Origin of the sequence: Erythrobacter sp. JK5, from assembly GCF_018205975.1 — a bacterium.
Lineage (GTDB): Bacteria > Pseudomonadota > Alphaproteobacteria > Sphingomonadales > Sphingomonadaceae > Erythrobacter.
Genome location: NZ_CP073577.1, coordinates 1644120 through 1665147, shown reverse-complemented (window position 1 = coordinate 1665147; position 21028 = coordinate 1644120). Strand labels below are relative to the sequence as shown.

Below are 21028 nucleotides of genomic sequence, written 5' to 3'. Positions count from 1 at the left end.
GGTGAGCGAAACAACGTCCTCCCTGCAGGTGCAAGCGTCCGACCTGCCGTTGTCGGCTGTCCTGGGTCTCAGCGACCGGGGCGACGTCGACTGGACCAGGCTGCGTGGCCTCCAGTTTGCAGCGCTCGCGAAAATCTCGTTCCACCGGGCTTATGGCAATGCGGTACTTTCGCTGTTGGCGGTGCAGATCTTCCTCGAAGACATTTGGCTGCTGTGGCTCATCTTGTGGATGGCAGCGCTCGCCGCAGTGCAGATCCGCGGCATCGCGTTCGATCGTTCGCTTGCCGATGTCGATCATCGCAAGATCACGCGCGAGGAACGGCTGAAGCAAGCCCTCACCCCGCTCATGTCAGGGCTGTTGTGGTCGGTTCCGGTTTGGTTGTTTGCGCCCTATGCCCCACCGGGCGATCTGATCGCGATCCTGATTGTCATCGCCGTGACCGTGGCCGGTGCGATATTCTTCCAGACCGGGACACCGCTCGGCGTCATCGCCTATTGTCTGGTTCTCGGCACCTCGATCGTCGCCGTGCTTGCACTCAATTACTCTGCGATCGCGGCCGTTGCGGTTGCCCTGTTCGTGATGATGTCGATCTTCGGAGCGATCGAGGTTGCGCGCATCCAGCTCGCGGTGCGAATTGCCGAGAGCGGGATGGCCGAAAAAGACCAGGTGGTTTCGCTGTTGCTGCGCGAATTCGAGGAGAACGAGGCCGACTGGCTGTGGGAAGTCGATCCGCTGCGGAGGCTGCGCAACGTCAGCCCGCGGTTTGCCTTTGCGCTGGCATCGAGCCAGACCGAAGCGGAGGGACACCCGCTGCTCGAACTGATCGCCGGCAGGAAATGGGAAGAAGGCAAGTTTCCGCCCAGCCTGCACGACCTCGCCGAACGCCTGAAAAACCGCGAGAACTTCTCAAACCTGCTGGTGGAGGTTTCGATCAGGGGCGAAGAACGCTGGTGGGAGCTTTCGGGCACCCCGATCCGCGACGAAACGGGCAAGTTCACCGGCTTTCGCGGTGTCGGATCGGACGTGACCGCGCAGCGCGAATCGACCGAGAAGATCGCCTATCTGGCGCGGTACGACACGCTCACGTCCCTGCCCAACCGGCTGCAGCTGACCGAAGCGTTGGGCGAGGCCTTGCGCTTTTCGCAGCAATGGCGCAGCCGCTGCGCGCTGCTGATGGTCGATCTCGACCGGTTCAAAGCGGTCAACGACTCGCTCGGCCATATGACCGGCGACAAGCTGCTGGCGCAGGTTTCGGCGCGCCTCAAGGCGTTGATGGGAGAAAACCAGCTGTGCGGTCGGCTGGGCGGGGACGAGTTCGCGATCGTGATCCGCGATGCCAGCAACCCCGACGCCGTCCGGCAAGTGGCGCTCGACGTTATCGACACGCTGACCGAGCCATATCAGGTCGATCAGCACACGCTGTATGTCGGGGCCAGCGTCGGCTCGGCAATCGGCCCACGCGACGGCAGCACGGTCGAGGAACTGATGCGCAACGCCGACCTCGCGCTGTATCGGGCCAAGGACGTCGGCGGCGGCGAGCATTACCAGTTCGAACCGGTGCTGCACGCTTCTGCCGAAGAGCGCCGCCAGCTCGAAGTCTCGCTGCGCAAGGCACTCAGCCGCGAAGAGATGGTGCTGCATTATCAGCCGGTGGTCGACGCGCGCAGCGAAGCCATCGTCAGCTTTGAGGCGCTGGTTCGCTGGAACAGCGAGGAACACGGCTTCGTCAGTCCGGGCAAGTTCATCCCGCTGGCCGAGGATACCCGGCTGATCGTGCCAATCGGCAAATGGGTGCTGCGCAAGGCATGTTTCGAAGCGCGCAAATGGCCCGACCATATCAAGATCAACGTCAACGTTTCGCCTGAACAGCTGCTCGAACCCGATTTCAACTCCGACGTCGTCGAGGCGCTGGCCGAGAGCGGGTTGCGTCCGGATCGGCTCGAAGTGGAAGTCACCGAAAGCATCTTTCTGCGGGATGCGAGCATCGCCAGCAGCGCGCTCGAAGGGATCATGGCGTTGGGCTGTTCGGTTGCGCTGGACGACTTCGGCACCGGCTATTCGTCGCTCGGCTACCTGCGCAAGCTGCGCTTTTCGACCATCAAGGTCGACCGCACCTTCGTTCAGGGAGCGGCGCAGCAATCGTCTGAAAGTCTCGCGATCATCAACGCGGTGGTGGCGATGGCCAAGGCGATGCGGATGACAACCACCGCCGAAGGCGTGGAAACGAGCGAGGAGGCGGAACTGATCCGCAGTCTCGGCTGCGACAAGATCCAGGGCTACTATTTCGGGCGGCCCATGACCGACGAGGACGCCCGGCGACTGTTTACCGAGTCCAACCAGAAACGCGCCTAGACCGTCAGGCGTCGACCAGCGCGCTCACGACGTTTTCGAACAGCAAGCGTCCGTCCGCTCCCCCAGCGAAGGATGCGCCGCGCGCTCGATCGCGCGTTCGGGGTGCGGCATCATGCCCAGCACGTTGCCCGCCGCGTTGAGAACGCCCGCGATGTCGCGGCGCGAGCCGTTGCACGGTTCGGCATAGCGGAATGCCACCCGGCCTTCGCCTTCGATGCGGTCGAGCGTCGCGTCGTCGGCGAAGTAATTGCCATCGTGATGTGCGACCGGGATGTGGATGCGCTGGCCTTCGGCGAAGCCGCGGGTGAAGATCGAGCCGGTGTTGACGACATCGAGCGGCACCGTGCGGCAGATGAATCGCTGATTGGCGTTGCGCATCAGCGCGCCGGGCAGCAACCCGCTTTCGGTCAGCACCTGAAAGCCATTGCACACCCCGAGCACCGGCACGCCGCGCCCGGCTGCGGCGACCACCGCCCGCAGGATCGGGCTTTTCGCCGCCATCGCTCCCGAGCGCAGGTAGTCGCCATAGGAAAAGCCGCCGGGCAGGGCGATCAGATCGAGGCCCTCGGGGAGGTCGGCATCGCCGTGCCAGATCCGGATCGCGGGCTTGCCCGACACCGCTTCGAGCGCGACCGCCATGTCGCGATCGCAATTCGATCCGGGAAAGGTGATGACCCCGGCGCGGAAACTGTTCGACGGGAAAGCCATCAGGCCGGCGCCTTTTCGCCGTCGAGATGTTCGATCGCGTAATCCTCGATCACCATGTTGGCGAGCAGCTGTTCGCACATCTTGCGCAGCGTTTCGTCGCCGGTGCCCTCGGCGACGTCGAGCTCGATCATCCGCCCGACGCGGACATCCTCGACCCCGTCGAAGCCGAGTCCCTCGAGCGCGTGGTGCACCGCGCGACCCTGCGGATCGAGCACGCCGGGCTTCAGACGGACGAGAATGCGGACTTTCATGGGCGTGTTTCCTGCGCGGCGATGGGTTCCCGCGTGCCTATAGCGCGATCGGGCGAGGGTGCAATTGCAGCGACGGGCTTGCCCACGGTCGACCGCCTCCGCCGCGCTCCGCCGGTTCGCAGCCCATGAGTGTAGTTTCTCTGCAACATCCGGAGCGGGAGTCGCCTGATTCTGCCCGCCGTAGACGCCAGCGAACTCGCCACACGCGCGCATTTCTGCCAGCGGGTAGGGCGCAATCCAACCCTCCGACTCGAAAGAGGAATTCTCCGATGTCGTATCGCCTCATCACCATCCGTGCCGCGCTTGTCGGCTCGACCGCCATTACCGCAGCCGCGCTTGGCCTGGCCGCTCCTGCGGCCGCGCAGGACGGCGAAACCGAAACCGCCGACCAGGCTGGCGAGCTGCCGACCATCATCGTCACCGCCAACCGCCGCGAGGAAAACCTGCAGGACGTGCCGGTTTCCGCCGCGATCCTCAACGAGCAGCGCGTCGGCGCGCTGTTCAGCGCCGGGGCCGACAACACGGTGCTTGCGGGAGCCGCGCCGGGTCTCAATGTCGAAAGCTCCAATGGCCGGGTCGCTCCGCGGTTCTATATCCGTGGGCTCGGCAACACCGACTTCGATCTCGCCGCGTCGCAGCCGGTTTCGGTGATCATGGACGAGGTCGTGCTCGAAAACGTCACGCTCAAGAGCTTCCCGATCTTCGATATCGAGCGGGTGGAGGTGCTGCGCGGGCCGCAGGGCACCCTGTTCGGACGCAACACCCCGGCGGGCATCGTCAAGATCGACACGGTAAAGCCGAGCTTCGAAACCGACGTGCAGGCGAGCCTGTCATTCGCATCGCTCGATACGGTCACGTTCGCCGGTGCCGTAGGTGGCGGAATCGTGGAAGATACGGTCGCCTTCCGTGTCGCGACCCAGTTCCAGCGTCGCGGCGACTGGATCGACAACGGCTTTACCGGCGAGGAAGACGTGCTCGGCGGGTTCAGCGATTTCGCCATTCGCGGGCAATTGCTGATCACGCCCGACGATCGCACCCGCATCCTCGGTTCGGTCCAGTTCCGCGATCTCGACGGCAGTTCAACCTTCTTCCGCGCCAACGTGCTCACCGCCGGCAGCAACGAGCTCAACGCCAATTACGATCGCGACGTGGTGTTCTACGACGCCGGCGGCGGCAACCCGGCGGAATACCAGCAGTTCGGCGCGACGCTGAATTTCAGCCACGAATTCGATGCCGCCACGCTGACCTCGATCACCAATTACAGCACCAGCGAAGGGTTGAGCCGGGGCGATATCGACGGCGGTTTCGGCGCGGCGTTCCTGCCGGTTTCGGGACCAGGCTTCATTCCGTTCCCGGCCGATACGCAGGACTCGATCGACCTCGAGCAGTTCACTCAGGAAACCCGCCTCGCCTCGAACACCGACGGTCCGTTCAGCTGGCAGGTCGGCGGCTTTATCTTCGTCAGCAATTTCAACGTCACGACCGAAGGCTTCACCTTCCCGCCCGTGACCACGGTCAATCACAAGAACGTCGCCTGGGCGGCGTTCGGACAGGGCACTTACCAGCTGACCGACACGCTGCGCCTGACCGCAGGACTGCGCTATACCGACGATGAGAAGGACTTCGTCGTGATCGGCGGGCCGGGGCAGGCCGTCAGCGTGCAGGACGACCAGCTGAGCTGGGACATCAGCCTGTTCGCCGACGTGTCGGACGATACCAGCGTCTACGCCAGGGTCGCCAATGCGTTCCGTGGGCCAACCATCCAGGGACGCGACGTCGCGTTCTTCGCGCCGCCATCGGTCGCGCAGTCGGAAACGATCAATTCCTACGAAATCGGCTTCAAGAGCGAGCTGGCCGATCGCCGCGTGCGGCTCAACGGTGCGGTGTTCTACTACACGGTCGACGATCCGCAGTTCACCGCGGTCGGCGGCGGTGGCAACTTCGTCCAGCTGATCAACGCCAACAAGGGCGAGGCATGGGGCTTCGAGCTCGACAGCGCGTTCCAGATCACGCCGGACTTCCTCGTCACGCTGGGCGTTGCCTACAACGATACCGAGATCAAGGACAATACGCTCGCGGTCGGCACCTGCGCACAGTGCACCGTGACCGATCCGTTCAATGCCAACGGTTTCGCGCTGGTGGATGGCAACCCGTTCCCGAACGCGCCCGAATGGAGTGGCGATTTCACCGCGCGGTACGGTCTGCCGGTCGGCAACAGCGGCGAATTCTTCATCTTCACCGACTGGGTGTTCCTCGGCGAGACCAACTTCTTTCTCTACGAAAGCCTCGAATACAATGCCGGCAGCCGGATCGAAGGCGGTCTGCGGATTGGATATTCGGGGGGTGACGGCCAGTGGGAGCTCGCCGCGTTCGCGCGCAACATCACCGATGAAGACAACATTCTCGGCGGAATCGACTTCAACAACAACACGGCGTTCGTCAACGAGCCGCGGGTGATCGGCGTTTCGTTCTCGGTCGATTACTGAGCCAAGGTTCTGCCGCGGGGCTTGCCGATCAGGCATCCGGCGGGCAGCGTGGCATCAAGAGGCTGGCGGGAGGCGACCCGCCAGCCTTGTTTGCTTGTTGTCTTGTTCCGCACGCCATCCGGCGCGCTATTCTTCGATTTCGTCTTCCGGCTCTTCCGATTTCGGATCCTCGTCGGCAGGCTTGGCGTTCTCACCCGGCAGGACGTGGATTTCGACCGCTGCCGCAGGATCGAGATACTGCACCGCCATCGCTTGCACATCCTCGGGGGTGAAGCTCTTGAGCAGGTCGGGCGCGGCGAAATAGCGGTCGATCCGCCGTGGTTTCTCCTGCGCAAGGCCGGTCAGGCTCATCCACCCGCCAAGGCCCTTCAGCAGGTTGTCGTAGCTTTCGAGGATCGGCTTCCTCGCCCGCTCGATCAAGTCGGGATCGATCGGCTTGGTGCGCAGGTCCTCGATCAGGTCGACGATCGCCGCGCGGGTCGGCTCGACCTGCGTGACATCGACCGATGCCTGCACCCGGAAAGTCCCGTAGTCGGGATAGACCGAGCTGCTGCTGCTCCCTGCTGAGGGTGAATAGGCCTGCCCCAGTTCTTCGCGCAGGCGCTCGGTCAGCTCGAGCCGCACGATCCGCGCCAGCAGCGTGAGTTTCAGCTCCTCGGCGAAGTCGTCGTCGTCGTTGGTCGGCCAGGTCAGCCGCACCAGCGCCTGATCGGCCTCGCCGCCGTGGGTCAGGGTGGTGAGGCCGCGGTTCGCGGTGAAGCTGCGGAGACGGGCCTTTTCGCGTCGCTGGAATTCGGCTTCGCGTTCGGGCAGCGCGCCGAGCGTGGCGGCAACCGCTGCGATCGCCGCGTCCGGATCGAAATCGCCCACCAGCGCCAGCTCGATCGCGCCCGAACCGAACCGGTCGCCGATATCCGCGCGCAGCTTCCCGTAATCGCGCGCAAGAAACGCGTCTTCGTCCTGCAGGCTGAAACGGGGATCGCCGTCCGACAGGATCGCGCCCAGCGCATTGCTCAGCGCCCGTCCCGGCGTCGCATCGAGATTGGCGAAGAAATTAGCGATGTTGCGGCGATAGCGTTCCTCCCCTTCGCGGCGGTAGCCCGGATCGGTCAGCGAGGCGGTGAGCAGCTGCATCTGCAGATCGAGATCGCGCGGGGTGGTGGTGCCGCTGAAGGTGAAGAATTCGGCGCTGCTGCCGACCCGAACGCCCACGCTGCGTCCGGCGAGCACGGTCTGCAATTCGTCGACGCTGTGCCGCCCCAGTCCGCCATTGCCGAGCGCGCCGACCATCGCGGTCTTGAGCGGGTCCTCGCTGGTGTTGAGCAAGGTGCCGCCATCGATCGACATGCGCCAGCTGATGCGATCTTCGCGAATCTCGGTCGGCTTGAGGTTGAGCCGCACGCCGTTGGCGAACCGCAGCATGCGAATGCCGAGCCGCTCGTTGACCGTGTCGGAAACAATCTCGCCCGGTACGCCGAAATCGGAATAGGCGAATTCGAGCGGACCGTTATCGACCGGGGCGGCGATCGGAAGCGCCATCGCTTCGTCAAAAGCGGCGCGCAACGCCTCCTCGCCGCCTTCCGGCGCGGTGCGCCCCTGGAACCGGATCAGCGGGTTGCCCAGTGGCGCAGCATGATCGCGCAGCGCACGGTGGACGCTCTCCGGTGTGACCAGCCCCGCGAGGCGCTCGAAATTGGCGAGCCGGAATGCGGGATCGGTCGGGATGCGTTCGTTCGCCACCAGGCTCAACGCCTCGCCGACATAGGCGGCATTGGCGCGAGTATCCGCAGCCTTGACCGCATTTTCGAGCGCCGTGCGATAATTCGCGAGCTGCTCATCGATCTCGGCCTGGGTGAAGCCGTGAGTCAGCGCCTCGTTCACCTCGCGCACCGCGGCGAGCATGCCCTTCATCCACTCGCCATCGGGCGTCGAAATCGAAATGCCGGTGACCCGCGCGTCTTCAAAGACGTCGCCAGTGCCGTAGCTGGCACCGCGAAACGGCGCATCTTCGCCGCGCGCGAGCCGGGCGAGGCGGCGGTTGACGATCGCGTAGCCGATCCCGCGCAGCGCCTGAACATCGCGATTGGCGAGCGTGTCGGGCTCGTCGCGCCACGGCGAGAAGCGCGAGATCGAGACGTTTTCGGACAGCGCCGGGTCGAGGTAGATGTCGGTCAGCCCCTGGCGATCGATATCGATCGGGCCGGTTACGGGGTCGGCGGGGGCCGGGCCGCCCTGCCAATCGCCGAATCGTTCGCGGATTTTCGCTTCGACCAGCGCGGTCGGAAAATCCCCGACCACCACCAGCACCGTGTTCGCCGGGGTGTAGGTGCGTCGGTACAGCGCGCGCAACTCGGCCGCTCCGGCGCTTTCGAGCACGTCGAGCGTCCCGATCGGCAGCCGGTCTGGGTAGCGCGCATCGGGAGAGGTGAAGGCGAAGCTGTCCTCGCGCGCGCGCTGTGCGAAATTGCGCCGGTCGCGGCGTTCGGCAAGGATCACGCCGCGCTCGCGCTCGACCGCGTCCTCGGCGATGGTGAGCTCGCTCGCGGTCTCCCGCATCAGCATCAGCGCAGTGTCCAGCAAGGCTTCGTCGTTGCGCGGCAGGTTGAGCTTGTAGGTTATCGCGTCGAACCCGGTCGACGCGTTGGTATCGGCCCCGAACGCCAGCCCTTCGCGTTCGAGCAGCTTGATCATTTCGCCTTCGGGAATGCCGCTGGACCCGTTGAAGGCCATGTGTTCAAGATAATGCGACAGGCCGCGTTCGCTCTCGGTCTCGTCGAGCGAACCCGAATCGATCCGCATCCGCACCAGCGCGGTGCCCTCGGGCGTGGCATTCTCGCGCAGGATATAGCGCATGCCATTGTCGAGCCGTCCGAACACGTAACCGCGATCGACCTCGACATCGCTGACCTCGAACGGCCACACCGGCTCGGCGGGCGCGTCCGCCGCAACCGTATCGGCGGTTTCCTGCGCCGCGAGCGGTGTGCCGAAGGCCAGATGGGGCAGGGCCAGCAGCAGCCCCGCAGCGAATGCGCGTGCAGTCGATTTCATGTGTTCGGGCAAGACCTCTTCATCCCCTGAAGCCGAGTAGCTTAGAGAAGGAATGCTGGGTGTCAGGTGAAAATTGCGTGCGAAACCCCGAAAAATCGGGAATGCGGGCGACAAAGCCGGCCGTGTTGACGCCGTCCGGGTTACTTCTTCGGTGGCGGTCCGCCGCGCAGGCGTGAGCGGTGGCTCGACAGGTCGAGCACTTCGCCGGGGCCGCTATCCTCCTTCTGCAGCAGGCCGAGGCGCCGCGCGACTTCGCGATAGGCCTCCTCTTCGCCGCCGAGATCGCGGCGGAAGCGGTCCTTGTCGAGCTTTTCGCCCGAGGTCATGTCCCACAACCGGCAGCCATCCGGGCTGATCTCGTCGGCGAGGATTACGCGGCTGTAATCGCCATCGTAGAGTCGTCCGAATTCGAGCTTGAAATCCACCAGCCGGATATCGATCGCGGCGAACATCCCGCACAGGAAATCGTTGATGCGGATCGCCATCGAGGAAATGTCGTGCATTTCCTCGTGGCTCGCCCACTGGAAGCAGGCGATATGTTCCTCGGCAACCAGCGGATCGCCCAAGGCATCGTCCTTGTAGTAATATTCGATCAGCGTGTGGGGCAGCGGTTCGCCTTCCTCGATGCCGAGCCGCTTGCTGATCGATCCGGCGGCGACATTGCGCACCACCACTTCGATCGGGATGATCTCGACCTGTCGCACCAGTTGCTCGCGCATGTTGAGCCGGCGGATGAAGTGCGTCGGAATGCCGATGTGCGCCAAGCGCGTGAACACATGTTCGCTGATGCGATTGTTGATCACGCCCTTGCCGTTGATCGTGCCCTTCTTCTGGGCGTTGAAGGCGGTGGCGTCATCCTTGAAATACTGGATCAGCGTGCCGGGCTCGGGACCCTCGTAAAGGATCTTGGCCTTGCCTTCGTAGATTTGGCGACGACGGGACATGCTAGCGTTTCCCCCAGGGTCTATTCGCGAAAGGGAGTGGTGCCCAAGGGCGGGATCGAACCACCGACACTACGATTTTCAGTCGTATGCTCTACCAACTGAGCTACTTGGGCGTGCTACTCCGCGGCGACAGCGACATGCGTGTCGGCGAGCGAATGAGAGCGCGCCTATGGCGAACGGGGCGGCGCTTGGCAAGAGCAAATCAGTCCCGCCAGCCCTAATCCTGCTCGCCCCAATCCGAGCTCGCGATTTCGTCCGGGCTCGCCGGACGACCCGGCACGGCATAGCCATCGCCGAACCATCGCGCGAGATCGCGATCCTTGCACCGCTGCGAGCAGAACGGGCTGAAATCCTCGGTCCGGGGCCTTCTGCAGATCGGGCAGGGTTTGGAAGCTGGCGAAGTCATGCGGAGAGAATCTGGGCGCTGGGCGCTTCGAGTGCAAGTCCGGGATCGGTTTCGATCCGCACCTGCCGCCCGGTGCGGCGGGCGAGTTCATCGAGCCATTCGGGCTTGAGCCTGGACTTGAGCGCGGGGTGGACGGTGAGCAGCAGGATCGGCCCGGTGCCTTCGGCGCGTTCGGCCACGCGCAAGGCATGGCGGGCGCACATCCCCGTGCGCGAACTGGCGAAGCGGTGCAGCAGCGAAGGCCCATCGAGCTGGGCGACGAGCTGGACAAAACCGAAGCCGTTCATCGCGGTGCGCTCGTGCGGCCAGCCGCGAAGTTCTTCGGCGAGCGCCTTGTCAACCGTCTGGCGCTCCGATCTGGATTGGATGGTGGGGAAATCGATGCCGATATTCCCGCCGATCCCGAATTGGCGCAGGGCTTGCCCGACAGCCGGCATCGCCGAGATCGCGAGTTCGCGCGGTGGCAGGTCGCCATCGATGTCGATCACGGTCATGGCGGGAGTGACGCTGCACAGGATTTCGCCACCCGCGAAGGCCATGGTTCCACTGGATGCGGCATGCCAGATTTCTTCCCACCAGCCGGCCGGAAACTGTTTCGCGGTCGCGCCCGGTGCAAAGGGCACAGCATCGGGGGATGGTTTTGCCTCGGCTGCGGGGACATAGCGCCCCTGCGCCTGCTTGAAGCGCCCGCGCTCCGCGATCACTGCGCGCGAAACGCGCAATTCGAAGGCGCTGCCTTCGGTCAGGTCCGCCGGCAGGTGATCGACCAGCACTTCCATGCCGTTTTCGAGGGCGGCGATGCCGCGCCGGGCGCCGGTGGGCTTCGAAATCAGCCGCGCCGCATGGCGGGTGCCTGCCAGCAATTCGCCCGGCCAGCACAGTTTCGCGGCGAGAACCCGATCGCCTTCAGCCAGCAGCGCGCGCCGTTCGCCGATTCCTTCCTCGATGAGCCACTCAGCCAAGGGCGAAACCCGCCGCTTTCAGCAGCGCACGTGTCTCGTAGAGCGGCAGGCCCATGATGCCTGAATGGCTGCCCTTGATCCACTGGACCAGGCCTTCGGCGCTGCCCTGGATCGCGTAGCCACCGGCCTTGCCGCGCCATTCGCCACCATCGAGATAGGCGTCAATTTCCTCGTTCGAGAGCGATTTGAACCGCACCGTGCTTTCCTGGAGGCGCGAACGCGCGGTCCCGTCTGGCGCGCGCAGCACCACGCTGGAAAAGACAGTGTGCCGCCGCCCCGAAAGCAGTTCGAGACACCGCCGCGCCTCCTCCGCGCTTTCCGTCTTGGGCAGGATGCGGCGCCCGGCGGCGACCACGGTGTCGCCCGCCAGCACGAATCCCCGAGCATCCGCTGCAGCGGCCTTTTCCAGACCCATCCGCAGCGCGTAGTCGCGCGGGCGCTCGCCCTTGAGCGGGGATTCGTCGATATCGGCGGGCTCGACCGCATCGGGTTCGATCCCGAGCCGTGCGAGCAGTTCACGCCGACGCGGCGAAGCGGATGCGAGGGTGAGGTGAGGTGCGCTCATCGGCGCAGCGAGGAAATGCTCAGGATCCTGGCGGACCGCCGCGACCCGGCATGAAGCGATAGGTAATGCGCGCCTTGGTGAGATCGTAAGGCGTCAGTTCGCACTGCACCTCGTCGCCCACCAGCACGCGGATGCGGTTCTTGCGCATCTTGCCCGCGGTGTGGCCCAGCACTTCATGGCCGTTGTCAAGCTCAACCCGGAACATCGCATTGGGCAGCAGCTCGACGACGCGCCCGCGCATTTCGAGGAGTTCTTCTTTGGCCATGTAATTCCTGATTCCTGTTGCAGCGGACACAACGCCCGCCGATCACCGCGCGGCATTTAGCGATGGCGAGAACAAAAGGGAAGCCTCGTGCGTTAACGCTCCAACGCACCGATTCGGCCTGGCTGTTCATCCCAACAGCAGCCGGTCCCGTATAGATCGGTGCAATTCGGTACAATTCAAGTCCTTGTTCCTCTCCCCTTCGCGATCAATAGGGTTCCATGACGTCCAGATCGACCATCCGAACCCGCCTGTGTGCTGGCGCCTGTCTGGCCGCGCTGGCAGCATCGCCCGCGTGGGCCCAGCCGCAATCGCCGCCGCAGGATCCGCCGGCCGAGACCGCGCGACCTGATGAGCGGCCCAACGAACTTGGCGCCGGCAGCGGCGAGATCGTGGTGCGGGCGGAACGGCTGGCGGGGCAGCTCGATGTCGAGCAGGCACCGATCCTCGAACTGGGAGAACAGGATATCGCCGCAGAGGGTGTGACCTCGATCGCCGACCTCATCACCCAGATCACCAACCAGACCGGCTCAGCGCGCGGTCGCGGTGGCGGCGGCCAACCGGTGCTGCTGATCAACGGTATCCGCATCGGCTCGTTTCGCGAATTCGCCAATTACCCGCCCGAGGCGCTGGCGCGGGTCGAGGTATTTCCCGAGGAAGTAGCGCAGCGGTTCGGCTTTCCGCCCGATCGCCGGGTCATCAACCTGATCCTCAAGGAAAACTACCGCAATGCCGAGGTGGAATTTGAATTCGAAGGCCCCTCGCGCGGCGGATATCACCAGCGCGAGCAGGAAATCGGGTTCCTCCAGATCGCCGATGGCGGACGGATCAACGTCAACTTCGAAGCCAACGACAGCTCGGCGCTGACCGAGCCCGAGCGCGACATCATCCAGACGCCGGGCTCGGTGTCGGACATCGCCACCGACCCCGATCAGGCCGCGTTCCGCAGCCTAGTCGCCGACAGCCGCTCGCTGACAGGCAATATCAGCTGGGCGAAGGCGATCATCGACAGCGGAATCTCGCTTTCGGCCAATGCCAGCTACACGCGCGGCGATTCGCGTTCGTTGCGCGGGCTCAACACGGTGGTGCTGACCGATAGCGGTGGCGACAGCGCGCTGCGGACGTTCGGCGCAGACAGTCCGCTCGAACAGCGCACCGGTTCCGACACTTTCTCGACTGCAGGTTCGCTGACCAAACCGATCAACGCGTTTCGGCTCACCACGACGTTCGACGCCAGCCTGTCCGAAAGCGAGACCGAGATCGATCGCCGGTTCGATACGACCGCATTGCAGGCGGATGCGTTCGCGGGACGGCTGGCGCTCGACGCGGCACTGCCGCGCGCATTTGATGCCGGTTTCGACCTCGCTGCGACGCGCAGCATCAACGCAAGCACGCTGACCACCCTGCGCGGGCCGATCGCACAGCTACCCGGCGGCGAGTTGCTGGCGACATTCGATCTCGGTTACGAGTGGACCAATCTCGACGGATCCGACACCCGCAATCCGCTAGGCACCGATCTGACCCGGGGGGACCTTTCGACCGGGGCGAACCTCGTCCTCCCGATCACTAGCCGGCGCAACGGTTTCGCCGATGCGCTGGGCAGTTTCACGCTCAACGCGCAGGTCGGTCTCAACCACCTTTCCGACTTCGGGACGCTGGGCGACTACACGCTCGGGCTTACCTGGGGCGTGACCGACAGGCTGGATCTGTCGGCCAGCTATATCGTCCGCGAAGTCGCACCCGCGCTCGATACGCTGGGCAATCCGGAGGTGCAGTTCTTCAACGTTCCGGTGTTCGATTTTACCAACGGCGAAACCGTGCTGGCCACGGTCACGACGGGCGGCAATCCCGACCTGCGGGCTGAGACCCAGCGCGACTGGAAATTCGCGCTCAACTGGGAATTGCCGTTCGTCGACAACACCCGCTTCACGATCGAATATGTCCGCAACCGCTCGGACGACGTGACGCGCGGCTTCCCGATCATCACGCCCGAAATCGAGGCGGCGTTCCCGGGCCGGATCACCCGCGATGCAGGCGGAACGTTGACTGCGGTCGATCGCCGGTTCGTGACCTTTGCCGAAACCCGCGCCAACCGGTTGCAATTCAGCCTGTTCACGCGCGGCAGCATCGGTGGCGGCCGCGAGGAGGGCGAGGAACGGAGCGGCCGAGGTGGCCCCCCACGCGGTGGGGGGATGCTCCCGGTCGCGGAAGGCCCGACGGCGTGGGCGGTCCGCCGACGCCCGAACAGCGGCAGCAGTTCATGGCCTTCCGCGAGCGGCTATGCGCCGATGACGGGCTCGAATTCGCGATCCGGCTGATGCGCGCGCTCGAGAATGGCGAGGATGTTTCCGCCGATCTGCCCGGATTCGATCCCGAACGCCTGCAGCGCATCCTCGACCGCGTACGCGGCGAAGACGGCACAATCAGCGAGGCCCGGATCGCGCAGTTCCGCGAGCGGTTGTGCAGCTTCGACCCCGGCGCATTCGAAGGACGGCGCGGCGGCGAGGGCGGGCCTCCGACCCAAACCGCCGGTACGCCCCCCGGCGGTGACGTTCCTCGCGGCCCGGCAGCGGCGGCGTCGGCGGCTTTCCGAGAGCGCGCGTGCGGAGAAGACGGCATTGCTGCGATCCGCGAACTGATCGGCAAGATCGAGCGCGGGGAGGATATTTCGGCCGAATTTCCCGGGGTCGATCCGCAGTTCATCAAGCTCGGGCTCGACCAGGCGCGCGACGCAGACGGCAACATCCCCGACGAGGCGCTCGAGCGTTTCCGCTCGCAGTTCTGTGCCAGCGGACCGCCGCAAGGGGAGGGCGCCGCACAGGGGGGCGGAGGCCCGGCGTTCAATCCGCTACAGCGCCGCAATTTCCGCGGCTGGCGGTATTTCGTCTCGCTCAACCACACGATCGAGCTCGACAACGAGATCCTGATCGCGCCCGGTGTGGCGGTGCTCGACCAGCTCGACGGCGATGGCACCGGCGCATTCGGACTTCCGCGTCATTCGAGCCGGCTCGAAGCGGGCATATTCGGCAACGGCATCGGGATGCGGCTGTCCGGGCGATACACCGGCGAAACCCGGCTCAACGGGTCGGGCCTGCCCGGCAGCAGCGACCTGATCTTCGATGACCTTGCGACCTTCGATCTGCGGCTGTTCGGCGAGATCGGCCAGCTGGTCGGGAAGAACGAGGGGCTGCTCGAGAACGTCCGCATATCGCTGCGTGCGGATAACATCTTCGATGCGCGCCGACAGGTGACCGACGTCAACGGCGAGACCCCGCTCAATTACCAGCCATTCCTGATCGACCCGGTCGGCCGGTTCATCGGCGTGGATATCCGCAAGCTTTTTTGATTGGCGCAGCCCATCCCGGCTGCGATTTCCTCGCTCACACGCCCTGCGGGCGCGTCGCTGCGTGCGGGCGGTCGCCCTTGCGGCGTCTAGCGCCGCCGTTTCTTGTTTGCGACAGATCGGTCAGAAGGTGACCGCCAGGCCGACCGCCCGTCGCGCCTTATGGCGCGAAAGCCGAGCGGGCCGGATGGCCCGCGCCCGGCGCTTGGGGGCGAAACAGAAGCACCCCAAACTCAGTTCAAACTGAGTTTGGGAAACATCCACGCGTGGCGGGGATGGGCCTCGAACGGCATCCATTCGTCCTCCGGCTGCGCCAATCGATCAGCGAGCGCGATCATGACCGACGGGTTCACGCCAAGCCCGCAATGGCTGGCGTAGACCTGGATATTCTCGGTCGGGTGTTTGCTGCTGGTCTTTTTCGGACACTGCACGCTGCCGCGCCAGTGGACGACGCCGTCGGTCTTGGTCAGGATCGACGTGGTCGGCACCGGTGGCGCGATGTCGAGGCCGGTAAACTGCCCACCGCGAATCTTTTCCGGCTCGTCACCGTTGAAGAACTGGAACAGCCGCGCAGCGTTGGTGTGGTTGCGATCGTCGGAGATCGGGCTGCCGAGTGAAACCACGAGCCGCACCCGGTCAGGATGCAGCTTGGCCAGTTCGCGTGCGAGCACGCCGCCGAGGCTCCAGCCGACCAGCGAGACTTTGCGACCGCTCGCGTCGTTGGCGTCCTTCAACTGCCGCTCGAGCCGCCCGATCAGCGCTTCGTTGACCCGGACGTTGCGCCCGCTTTCCCAACCGAGCGCATCGTAGCCCAGCCGCGACAGCAGCCGCCGCATCGGCACGGTCGAACTGTTCGAAGCCATGAAGCCCGGCATGGTGATGACAGTATGCCCGTCGCCCTTGGGCAGGGTCGAGGACAGCATCGGCATCGAAGCATAGAGCGCTCCGAGTTCGAAGAACGCACGCCCTTCGGCAAAGGTCCAGATGCGGTTGGGCGGACGCGGTGCGCGCGGCGCCTTTTCGTCCATGAAATCGGCTGGAATGCTCGCCATTATACTTTTTCCCCCTTGCGCTGCGCACTCTTTGCGCGCGGACGTGTTGTGCGACCCTTCTTGGCGGGCGTCTTGCTTTTGGTCGTTGGTTTGGCGGCCCTCGCAGTGCGTTTCGCGGGTTTGGCGGCCTTGTTGGCCGCTGCCAGCATCTCGTCGAAGCTGTCCTGCAGGCACTGCGAGTAGAATTCCGGATCGGGCATGATGTCGCGGCAGGCGGTGAAGCTCAGATACGCCTCGTCGACATAGGACTGCACCACGTGAGCCAGGCCCAGCCCGTCGGTCAGGCAGATCAGCGAGAGCGCCATGCTCTCCATCCGCGCACCCGAGGAATAGATGTGCACCGGCGGGCCGGGCACGTTGGTGACGACCGTGTTGAACGGCATGGCGAGCTTGTGCGCGATGCTGACCCGGCTGAACAGCTGCGCCCCCAGCGCCATGTAAAGCAGCGGGTTGACCTTGCTCACCTCGGTCATCGTCCGCGCACCCAGAGCGTTGGTCATCGCCTTGGAATTGCTGGTCTGGTTGAACACGTATTCCAGCCGATCCTTGGGGTCTGCGATATGCGTGCCAAGCGGAGCGATCATCGCCGCGACCTGGTTGCCCATGTCGCCTTTCTCGTCTTTCGCACGGACCGAGATCGGCGCCATAGCCGTCATGGTCGATTTGGGCAGGTCGCCCTTCGCGGTCAGATACTTGTTCAGCGCCCCGCCTATAACCGCGATCGCAACGTCGTTGACCTTGGCATCAGGCAAGAGTGCGCGGATCGACTTGAATTCCTCGAGGTTGAAACTGCGCCCCTCGACCACGCGGTGCGGCGAGATCGAACGATTGAAGCGCGTGCGCGGTGGCACCATGTCGGTGCTTAGCCTGAAATCGCGCGCGATCAGGCCCTTGATTGCGCTCGCCACGCCCGGCAGCGCCTGCGCCGCGACCTGCGCCTGTTTCATGGGGTTGAGGATCGCGTTGAAATAGGACTTGCCGAGCAGTTCGACCGGACCCGGAATCTTCTCGGGCTTCCAGGTATCGGGCTGCTTCGGCGGTTCGGCATCCGGCGTGACGGTATGGAGTGCCTCCATCAGATCGATGCCGCTCATCCCGTCGATCGCGGCGTGGTGCACCTTGGTCACGAAGGCGAAGCAACCCGGTGGGTAGTCGCGGACATTGTCGAGTCCCTCGATCACCGTAAACTCCCACGGCGGGCGGTCGAGGTCGAGTGGGCGCGCATGGATGCGTGCAGCCTGGATGCACAGCTGTCGCCAGTCGCCCGGCTTGGGCAATGCGACGTGGCGGACATGGTATTCGAGGTCGAAATCGGGATCCTCGATCCAGTAGGGATAATCGAGATCGAACGGGACGCGCACCAGCCGCTGGCGCATGGTGCGCGACAGCTGCATGCGGCTTTCGATGAAGCTCAAAATGTCCTTGAAACGGACGAACCCTCCAGGCGCGGTGGCCGGATTGTAGATCAATACGCTGCCGATATGCATCGGCGAGTTGGGCGATTCCAGCGCTACGAACGAGGAATCCATGCCTTGCAGCTGACGCAAGGGTTTCTCCTGCAGGCCGACGCGAACAACGCCGGTTTCGACCCGTTTTCGGGCTCTGGGTGCAAGGGTAAGCACAAATTCTTTACAAGACAACCTCACGCACACGGCAGCACTTGCCCTTGGGGAAGGTATTGCGCAATTTTCTTGCGCACTTGTCCCGGATCGCAGTGCAACGGGACATTCTTAAATAGACCTGGAATAGACAGGGATCAATTATTCGGGCATGTTCAAGTCATCGCGCCGATAAGAGCGGGCTGCATCCAGATTCGATAACCATAATCGAGCGTGAATTACTTTGCTAATGTCACGATCCGATGGAGGTTATCATGGATGACGGAGCCAATCTCGAATGCCTGCCCAGACTTGCCGACGAAATTGCGGCAGCGGCTTCTCCCAGCGCGGCGATCCTGCAATCGATCCTTGCGGTGCTGCGCGGATCCGACGCTACGCTCGAAGGGCACAGCTACCACAGCACCACGGGGAATACGCTGCCGCCGGATTACCTGATCCAGAACAAGCCCAACCAGTCGCAGTCCGAATTCTGGAACGCCTTTTCCGGGATCCTGACTCAGTTCGCCGCCAGCGCGCCGGCCGCGCCGCATTTCATCGATATCGCGCATCTCGGGCTGGACGCGGGGCGCGCCAACGACCAGTTCGAGCAGGATATTGCCGACGCGCTGGTCGCGCTCGCCAAGGCCTCGAGCGCGCCGATTACGGTGCGGTTCCTCGAGGGCCTGCCCAACGATGGCAGCCCGCTGCCATTCGATTTCGCCAACATCCTGCTCGGCAAGACCAGCGGACAGAGCGGCCTCGGCAACCTCACCTGCTGGATCGGCAATCTCAACGTGCCGTGGGCCGACGGGATCAAGAAGCTTCCCGGATCGTGGAACCATTCCAAGATCCTCGCGGTCGATGGGGCCTGCGGGATGGTCGGCGGGATGAACTACTGGAACGATTACCTGTCGACCGGCAGCAACGCGAACCTCTACGACGCCGCGATCAAGGTGGTAGGCGAGGCCGCAGCCTCCTCGCAGGCCTGGGCCGACTATCTGTGGAAGCAGGTCGATGTGGGCGGCACCTCCGAATTCAGATCGCTCAAGCTCGGCGATTCCGCGTTCGGGTCTGCGGCGATCCCCTATTTCTCCGGTTCGGGCATCACCCCGCCTCCCGCGACCGGATCGCTGCCGGTGCTCGCGGTCGGCAATCTCGGCCTGTGGACGCTGGCCGATCAGAGCGCGCTGGCGCTCGAATACGGCTATGCGCGCCTCTACGAACAGGTGAAGGTCAACGGCCGGTACGCCAGCACGCCCAACATACCGCTGTGGTTTCCGTTTTCACATTTCGACCCGGGGGTGGCGAAGGCGCAGCAGGCGAGCAGCACCGCACGGCACGTGGCGCTAAGCCAGGTCAAACCCGGCGGAAACCTGCGCATCTCGCAGCAGAAGATCGCCGATACCGACACCGTTTCGCGCGCCGGATTCGTGATTTGGCCGGGCAATTTCCTCGACGACGTAGCCAATGCCCTGAAGAATGGCGTCACGGTCGACATCATCCTGTCATCGTTCGAGACCGGCGCGAGCGGATATCAGGACGACATGGGCGGCAACAATCTGCGCAAGGTAATCGCCGAGCGACTGGGGTCGGATTCGAAGCTGCTCACCGTCCGCCAGGTGCCGAGCTACGAATACAACCACGCCAAGATCTGGATCGTAGACGACAGCGCGTTCTTCGTCGGGTCGGACAACATCTATCCCGGCTTCCTGCAGGAACACGGTTATGTGATCGCCGATCGGGCTGCGACACAGCAGTTCATCACCGATTACTGGAATCCGCTGTGGGCCGCCGGGGTAGCGCCGACCGATCCCAAGACGTGAGGCGTCTCAGCGGGTCGCGGCCAATGCCTTTCCGGCCGCGACCCCGCTCGCCCAGGCCCACTGGAAATTGTACCCGCCGAGCCAGCCGGTAACGTCGACCGCTTCGCCGATCGCGTAGAGCCCGGGGACTTTCCTGGCCTCCATCGTCTGCGACGAGAGTTCCGCGGTGGAGACCCCGCCGATCGTGACTTCGGCCTTGGCAAAGCCCTCGGTGCCGGTGGGAGAGAACCGCCAATCGGCCAGCCGCTCCCCCGCAGCGCGCAGATCCTTGTCGGACACATTGCCCAGTTCGCGCCCGATCCCGAGCCGTTCGGCCAGCGCATCGGCGAGCCGATCGGGCAGGTGTTCGCGCAATGCGCCGCGCACGGTAGCGCGCGGGTGGTCGCGCTTGAGTGCCAGCAGCCAGTCCTGCTCCGCCTGCGGGACAAAGCCGATTCCGATCGGCTCGCCATGCCGCCAGTAGGACGAGATCTGCAGGATCGCGGGGCCCGACAGGCCCTTGTGCGTGAACAGCGCCGCTTCGGCGAATTCGCTGCCGCCCGCCCGCGCGCGCACCGGTGCGGAGACCCCGGAGAGCTCGCGGAACAGCACGTCGTCTCCGCCGAGCGTGAGCGGCACGAGCGCCGGGCGCGGTTCGACCACCTTGAGCCCGAACTGCCGTGCCAGGTCGTAGGCGAAGCCGGTTGCTCCCATCTTGGGGATCGAGGGGCCGCCGGTGGCGATGACCAGCGCCGGGGCGCAATAGCTTTCGCCGCTGGCGGAAACTGCGAACATCCCGCCTTCGTGCACCACCGCGCCGACATCGGCATCGCACACGACCTCGACCGAGTCCGGACATTCATCGAGCAGCATCTGCACGATCTGCCGCGCCGATCCGTCGCAGAACAGCTGGCCGAGCGTCTTTTCGTGCCAGTCGATTCCGTGCTTGTCGACCAGCGCGACGAAATCGGCGGGGTGTAGCGCGCCAGCGCCGACTTGGCGAAATGCGGGTTCGCCGAAAGAAAGCTTTCCGGCCCTGCATGCAGGTTGGTGAAATTGCAGCGCCCGCCGCCCGAGATCAGGATCTTCTTGCCCGGCCGGTCGGCCTTTTCGAGCACGACGACGCGCAATCCGCGCTGTCCCGCGATCGCGGCGCACATCAGCCCGGCGGCGCCTGCACCCAGGATCACGACATCGTAGCTTTTCACGCGTCTGCCGATAGTCGCCCTGCCGCGCATTGCCAATCGC

The 21028-nt window shown here is 64.6% G+C and carries 14 protein-coding genes, 1 tRNA gene and 2 pseudogenes; 5 read left to right on the top strand and 12 right to left on the bottom strand.

The features are described 5' to 3' along the window. Nucleotide 1: 1 nt before the first annotated feature. A complete protein-coding gene (locus KDC96_RS08175; RefSeq protein ID WP_249171981.1) occupies nucleotides 2-2353 on the top strand; it encodes a bifunctional diguanylate cyclase/phosphodiesterase in 2352 nt (783 codons plus the stop codon). A 4-nt stretch (nucleotides 2354-2357) separates the two neighbouring features. Here KDC96_RS08175 and purQ read toward each other — a convergent pair. Both purQ and purS read right to left on the bottom strand, forming a co-directional pair. Continuing rightward, nucleotides 2358-3061 (bottom strand): annotated as a pseudogene (purQ, locus tag KDC96_RS08170) (phosphoribosylformylglycinamidine synthase subunit PurQ). Then, nucleotides 3061-3312, bottom strand: coding sequence for a phosphoribosylformylglycinamidine synthase subunit PurS (gene purS / locus KDC96_RS08165; RefSeq protein ID WP_212452217.1), 252 nt, complete (start codon nucleotides 3310-3312; stop codon nucleotides 3061-3063). The pseudogene purQ and the gene purS overlap by 1 nt, the downstream one beginning before the upstream one ends. 269 nt (nucleotides 3313-3581) lie before the next feature. Here purS and KDC96_RS08160 point away from each other — a divergent pair, with 269 nt between their 5' ends. Further along, a complete protein-coding gene (locus KDC96_RS08160) occupies nucleotides 3582-5798 on the top strand; it encodes a TonB-dependent receptor (protein ID WP_212452208.1) in 2217 nt (738 codons plus the stop codon). A gap of 126 nt (nucleotides 5799-5924) precedes the next feature. Here KDC96_RS08160 and KDC96_RS08155 read toward each other — a convergent pair whose 3' ends face one another. The 7 genes from KDC96_RS08155 to infA all read right to left on the bottom strand — a co-directional run bounded on the left by KDC96_RS08155 (nucleotide 5925) and on the right by infA (nucleotide 11988). Beyond that, the gene (locus KDC96_RS08155; RefSeq protein WP_212452206.1) at nucleotides 5925-8846 is read right to left on the bottom strand and encodes a pitrilysin family protein; all 2922 of its coding nucleotides are present in this window, start codon (nucleotides 8844-8846) and stop codon (nucleotides 5925-5927) included. Between the two features lie 140 nt (nucleotides 8847-8986). Beyond that, nucleotides 8987-9790 carry a phosphoribosylaminoimidazolesuccinocarboxamide synthase gene (gene purC, locus KDC96_RS08150; protein ID WP_212452205.1) on the bottom strand — a complete coding sequence of 268 codons (804 nt, stop codon included), beginning with the start codon at nucleotides 9788-9790 and terminating at the stop codon, nucleotides 8987-8989. 37 nt (nucleotides 9791-9827) lie between these two features. Further along, nucleotides 9828-9903 (bottom strand) — tRNA-Phe (locus KDC96_RS08145). Between the two features lie 104 nt (nucleotides 9904-10007). Next, a complete protein-coding gene (locus KDC96_RS08140) occupies nucleotides 10008-10196 on the bottom strand; it encodes a DNA gyrase inhibitor YacG (protein ID WP_212452198.1) in 189 nt (62 codons plus the stop codon). Next, nucleotides 10193-11158 (bottom strand): ribonuclease, encoded by a 966-nt coding sequence (locus KDC96_RS08135; RefSeq protein WP_212452197.1) that lies wholly within the window; start codon nucleotides 11156-11158, stop codon nucleotides 10193-10195. The genes KDC96_RS08140 and KDC96_RS08135 overlap by 4 nt, the downstream gene beginning before the upstream one ends. Then, on the bottom strand, nucleotides 11151-11723 hold the full coding sequence (locus tag KDC96_RS08130; protein WP_212452195.1) for a nucleoside triphosphate pyrophosphatase: 573 nt from the start codon (nucleotides 11721-11723) through the stop codon (nucleotides 11151-11153). Before KDC96_RS08130 ends, KDC96_RS08135 begins: the two co-directional genes overlap by 8 nt. A 19-nt stretch (nucleotides 11724-11742) precedes the next feature. Further along, nucleotides 11743-11988: a translation initiation factor IF-1 gene (infA, locus tag KDC96_RS08125; protein ID WP_212452193.1), complete on the bottom strand. Its 246-nt coding sequence runs from the start codon at nucleotides 11986-11988 to the stop codon at nucleotides 11743-11745. Between the two features lie 218 nt (nucleotides 11989-12206). On the opposite strand from infA, the gene KDC96_RS08120 reads away from it, so the two are divergent. Beyond that, nucleotides 12207-14303 (top strand): TonB-dependent receptor, encoded by a 2097-nt coding sequence (locus KDC96_RS08120; RefSeq protein ID WP_212452190.1) that lies wholly within the window; start codon nucleotides 12207-12209, stop codon nucleotides 14301-14303. Next, nucleotides 14207-15331 carry a hypothetical protein gene (locus tag KDC96_RS08115; protein ID WP_212452189.1) on the top strand — a complete coding sequence of 375 codons (1125 nt, stop codon included), beginning with the start codon at nucleotides 14207-14209 and terminating at the stop codon, nucleotides 15329-15331. The genes KDC96_RS08120 and KDC96_RS08115 overlap by 97 nt, the downstream gene beginning before the upstream one ends. 230 nt (nucleotides 15332-15561) lie before the next feature. Here KDC96_RS08115 and KDC96_RS08110 read toward each other — a convergent pair whose 3' ends face one another. Further along, nucleotides 15562-16380: a triacylglycerol lipase gene (locus KDC96_RS08110; RefSeq protein ID WP_212452187.1), complete on the bottom strand. Its 819-nt coding sequence runs from the start codon at nucleotides 16378-16380 to the stop codon at nucleotides 15562-15564. After that, nucleotides 16380-17927 carry a wax ester/triacylglycerol synthase family O-acyltransferase gene (locus tag KDC96_RS08105; protein WP_249171980.1) on the bottom strand — a complete coding sequence of 516 codons (1548 nt, stop codon included), beginning with the start codon at nucleotides 17925-17927 and terminating at the stop codon, nucleotides 16380-16382. Before KDC96_RS08105 ends, KDC96_RS08110 begins: the two co-directional genes overlap by 1 nt. A 326-nt stretch (nucleotides 17928-18253) precedes the next feature. Here KDC96_RS08105 and KDC96_RS08100 point away from each other — a divergent pair, with 326 nt between their 5' ends. Next, nucleotides 18254-19801 (top strand): phospholipase D-like domain-containing protein, encoded by a 1548-nt coding sequence (locus KDC96_RS08100; RefSeq protein WP_212452185.1) that lies wholly within the window; start codon nucleotides 18254-18256, stop codon nucleotides 19799-19801. A gap of 6 nt (nucleotides 19802-19807) precedes the next feature. Here KDC96_RS08100 and KDC96_RS08095 read toward each other — a convergent pair. Next, nucleotides 19808-21018, bottom strand: a pseudogene (locus KDC96_RS08095) (NAD(P)/FAD-dependent oxidoreductase). Nucleotides 21019-21028: the final 10 nt, after the last annotated feature.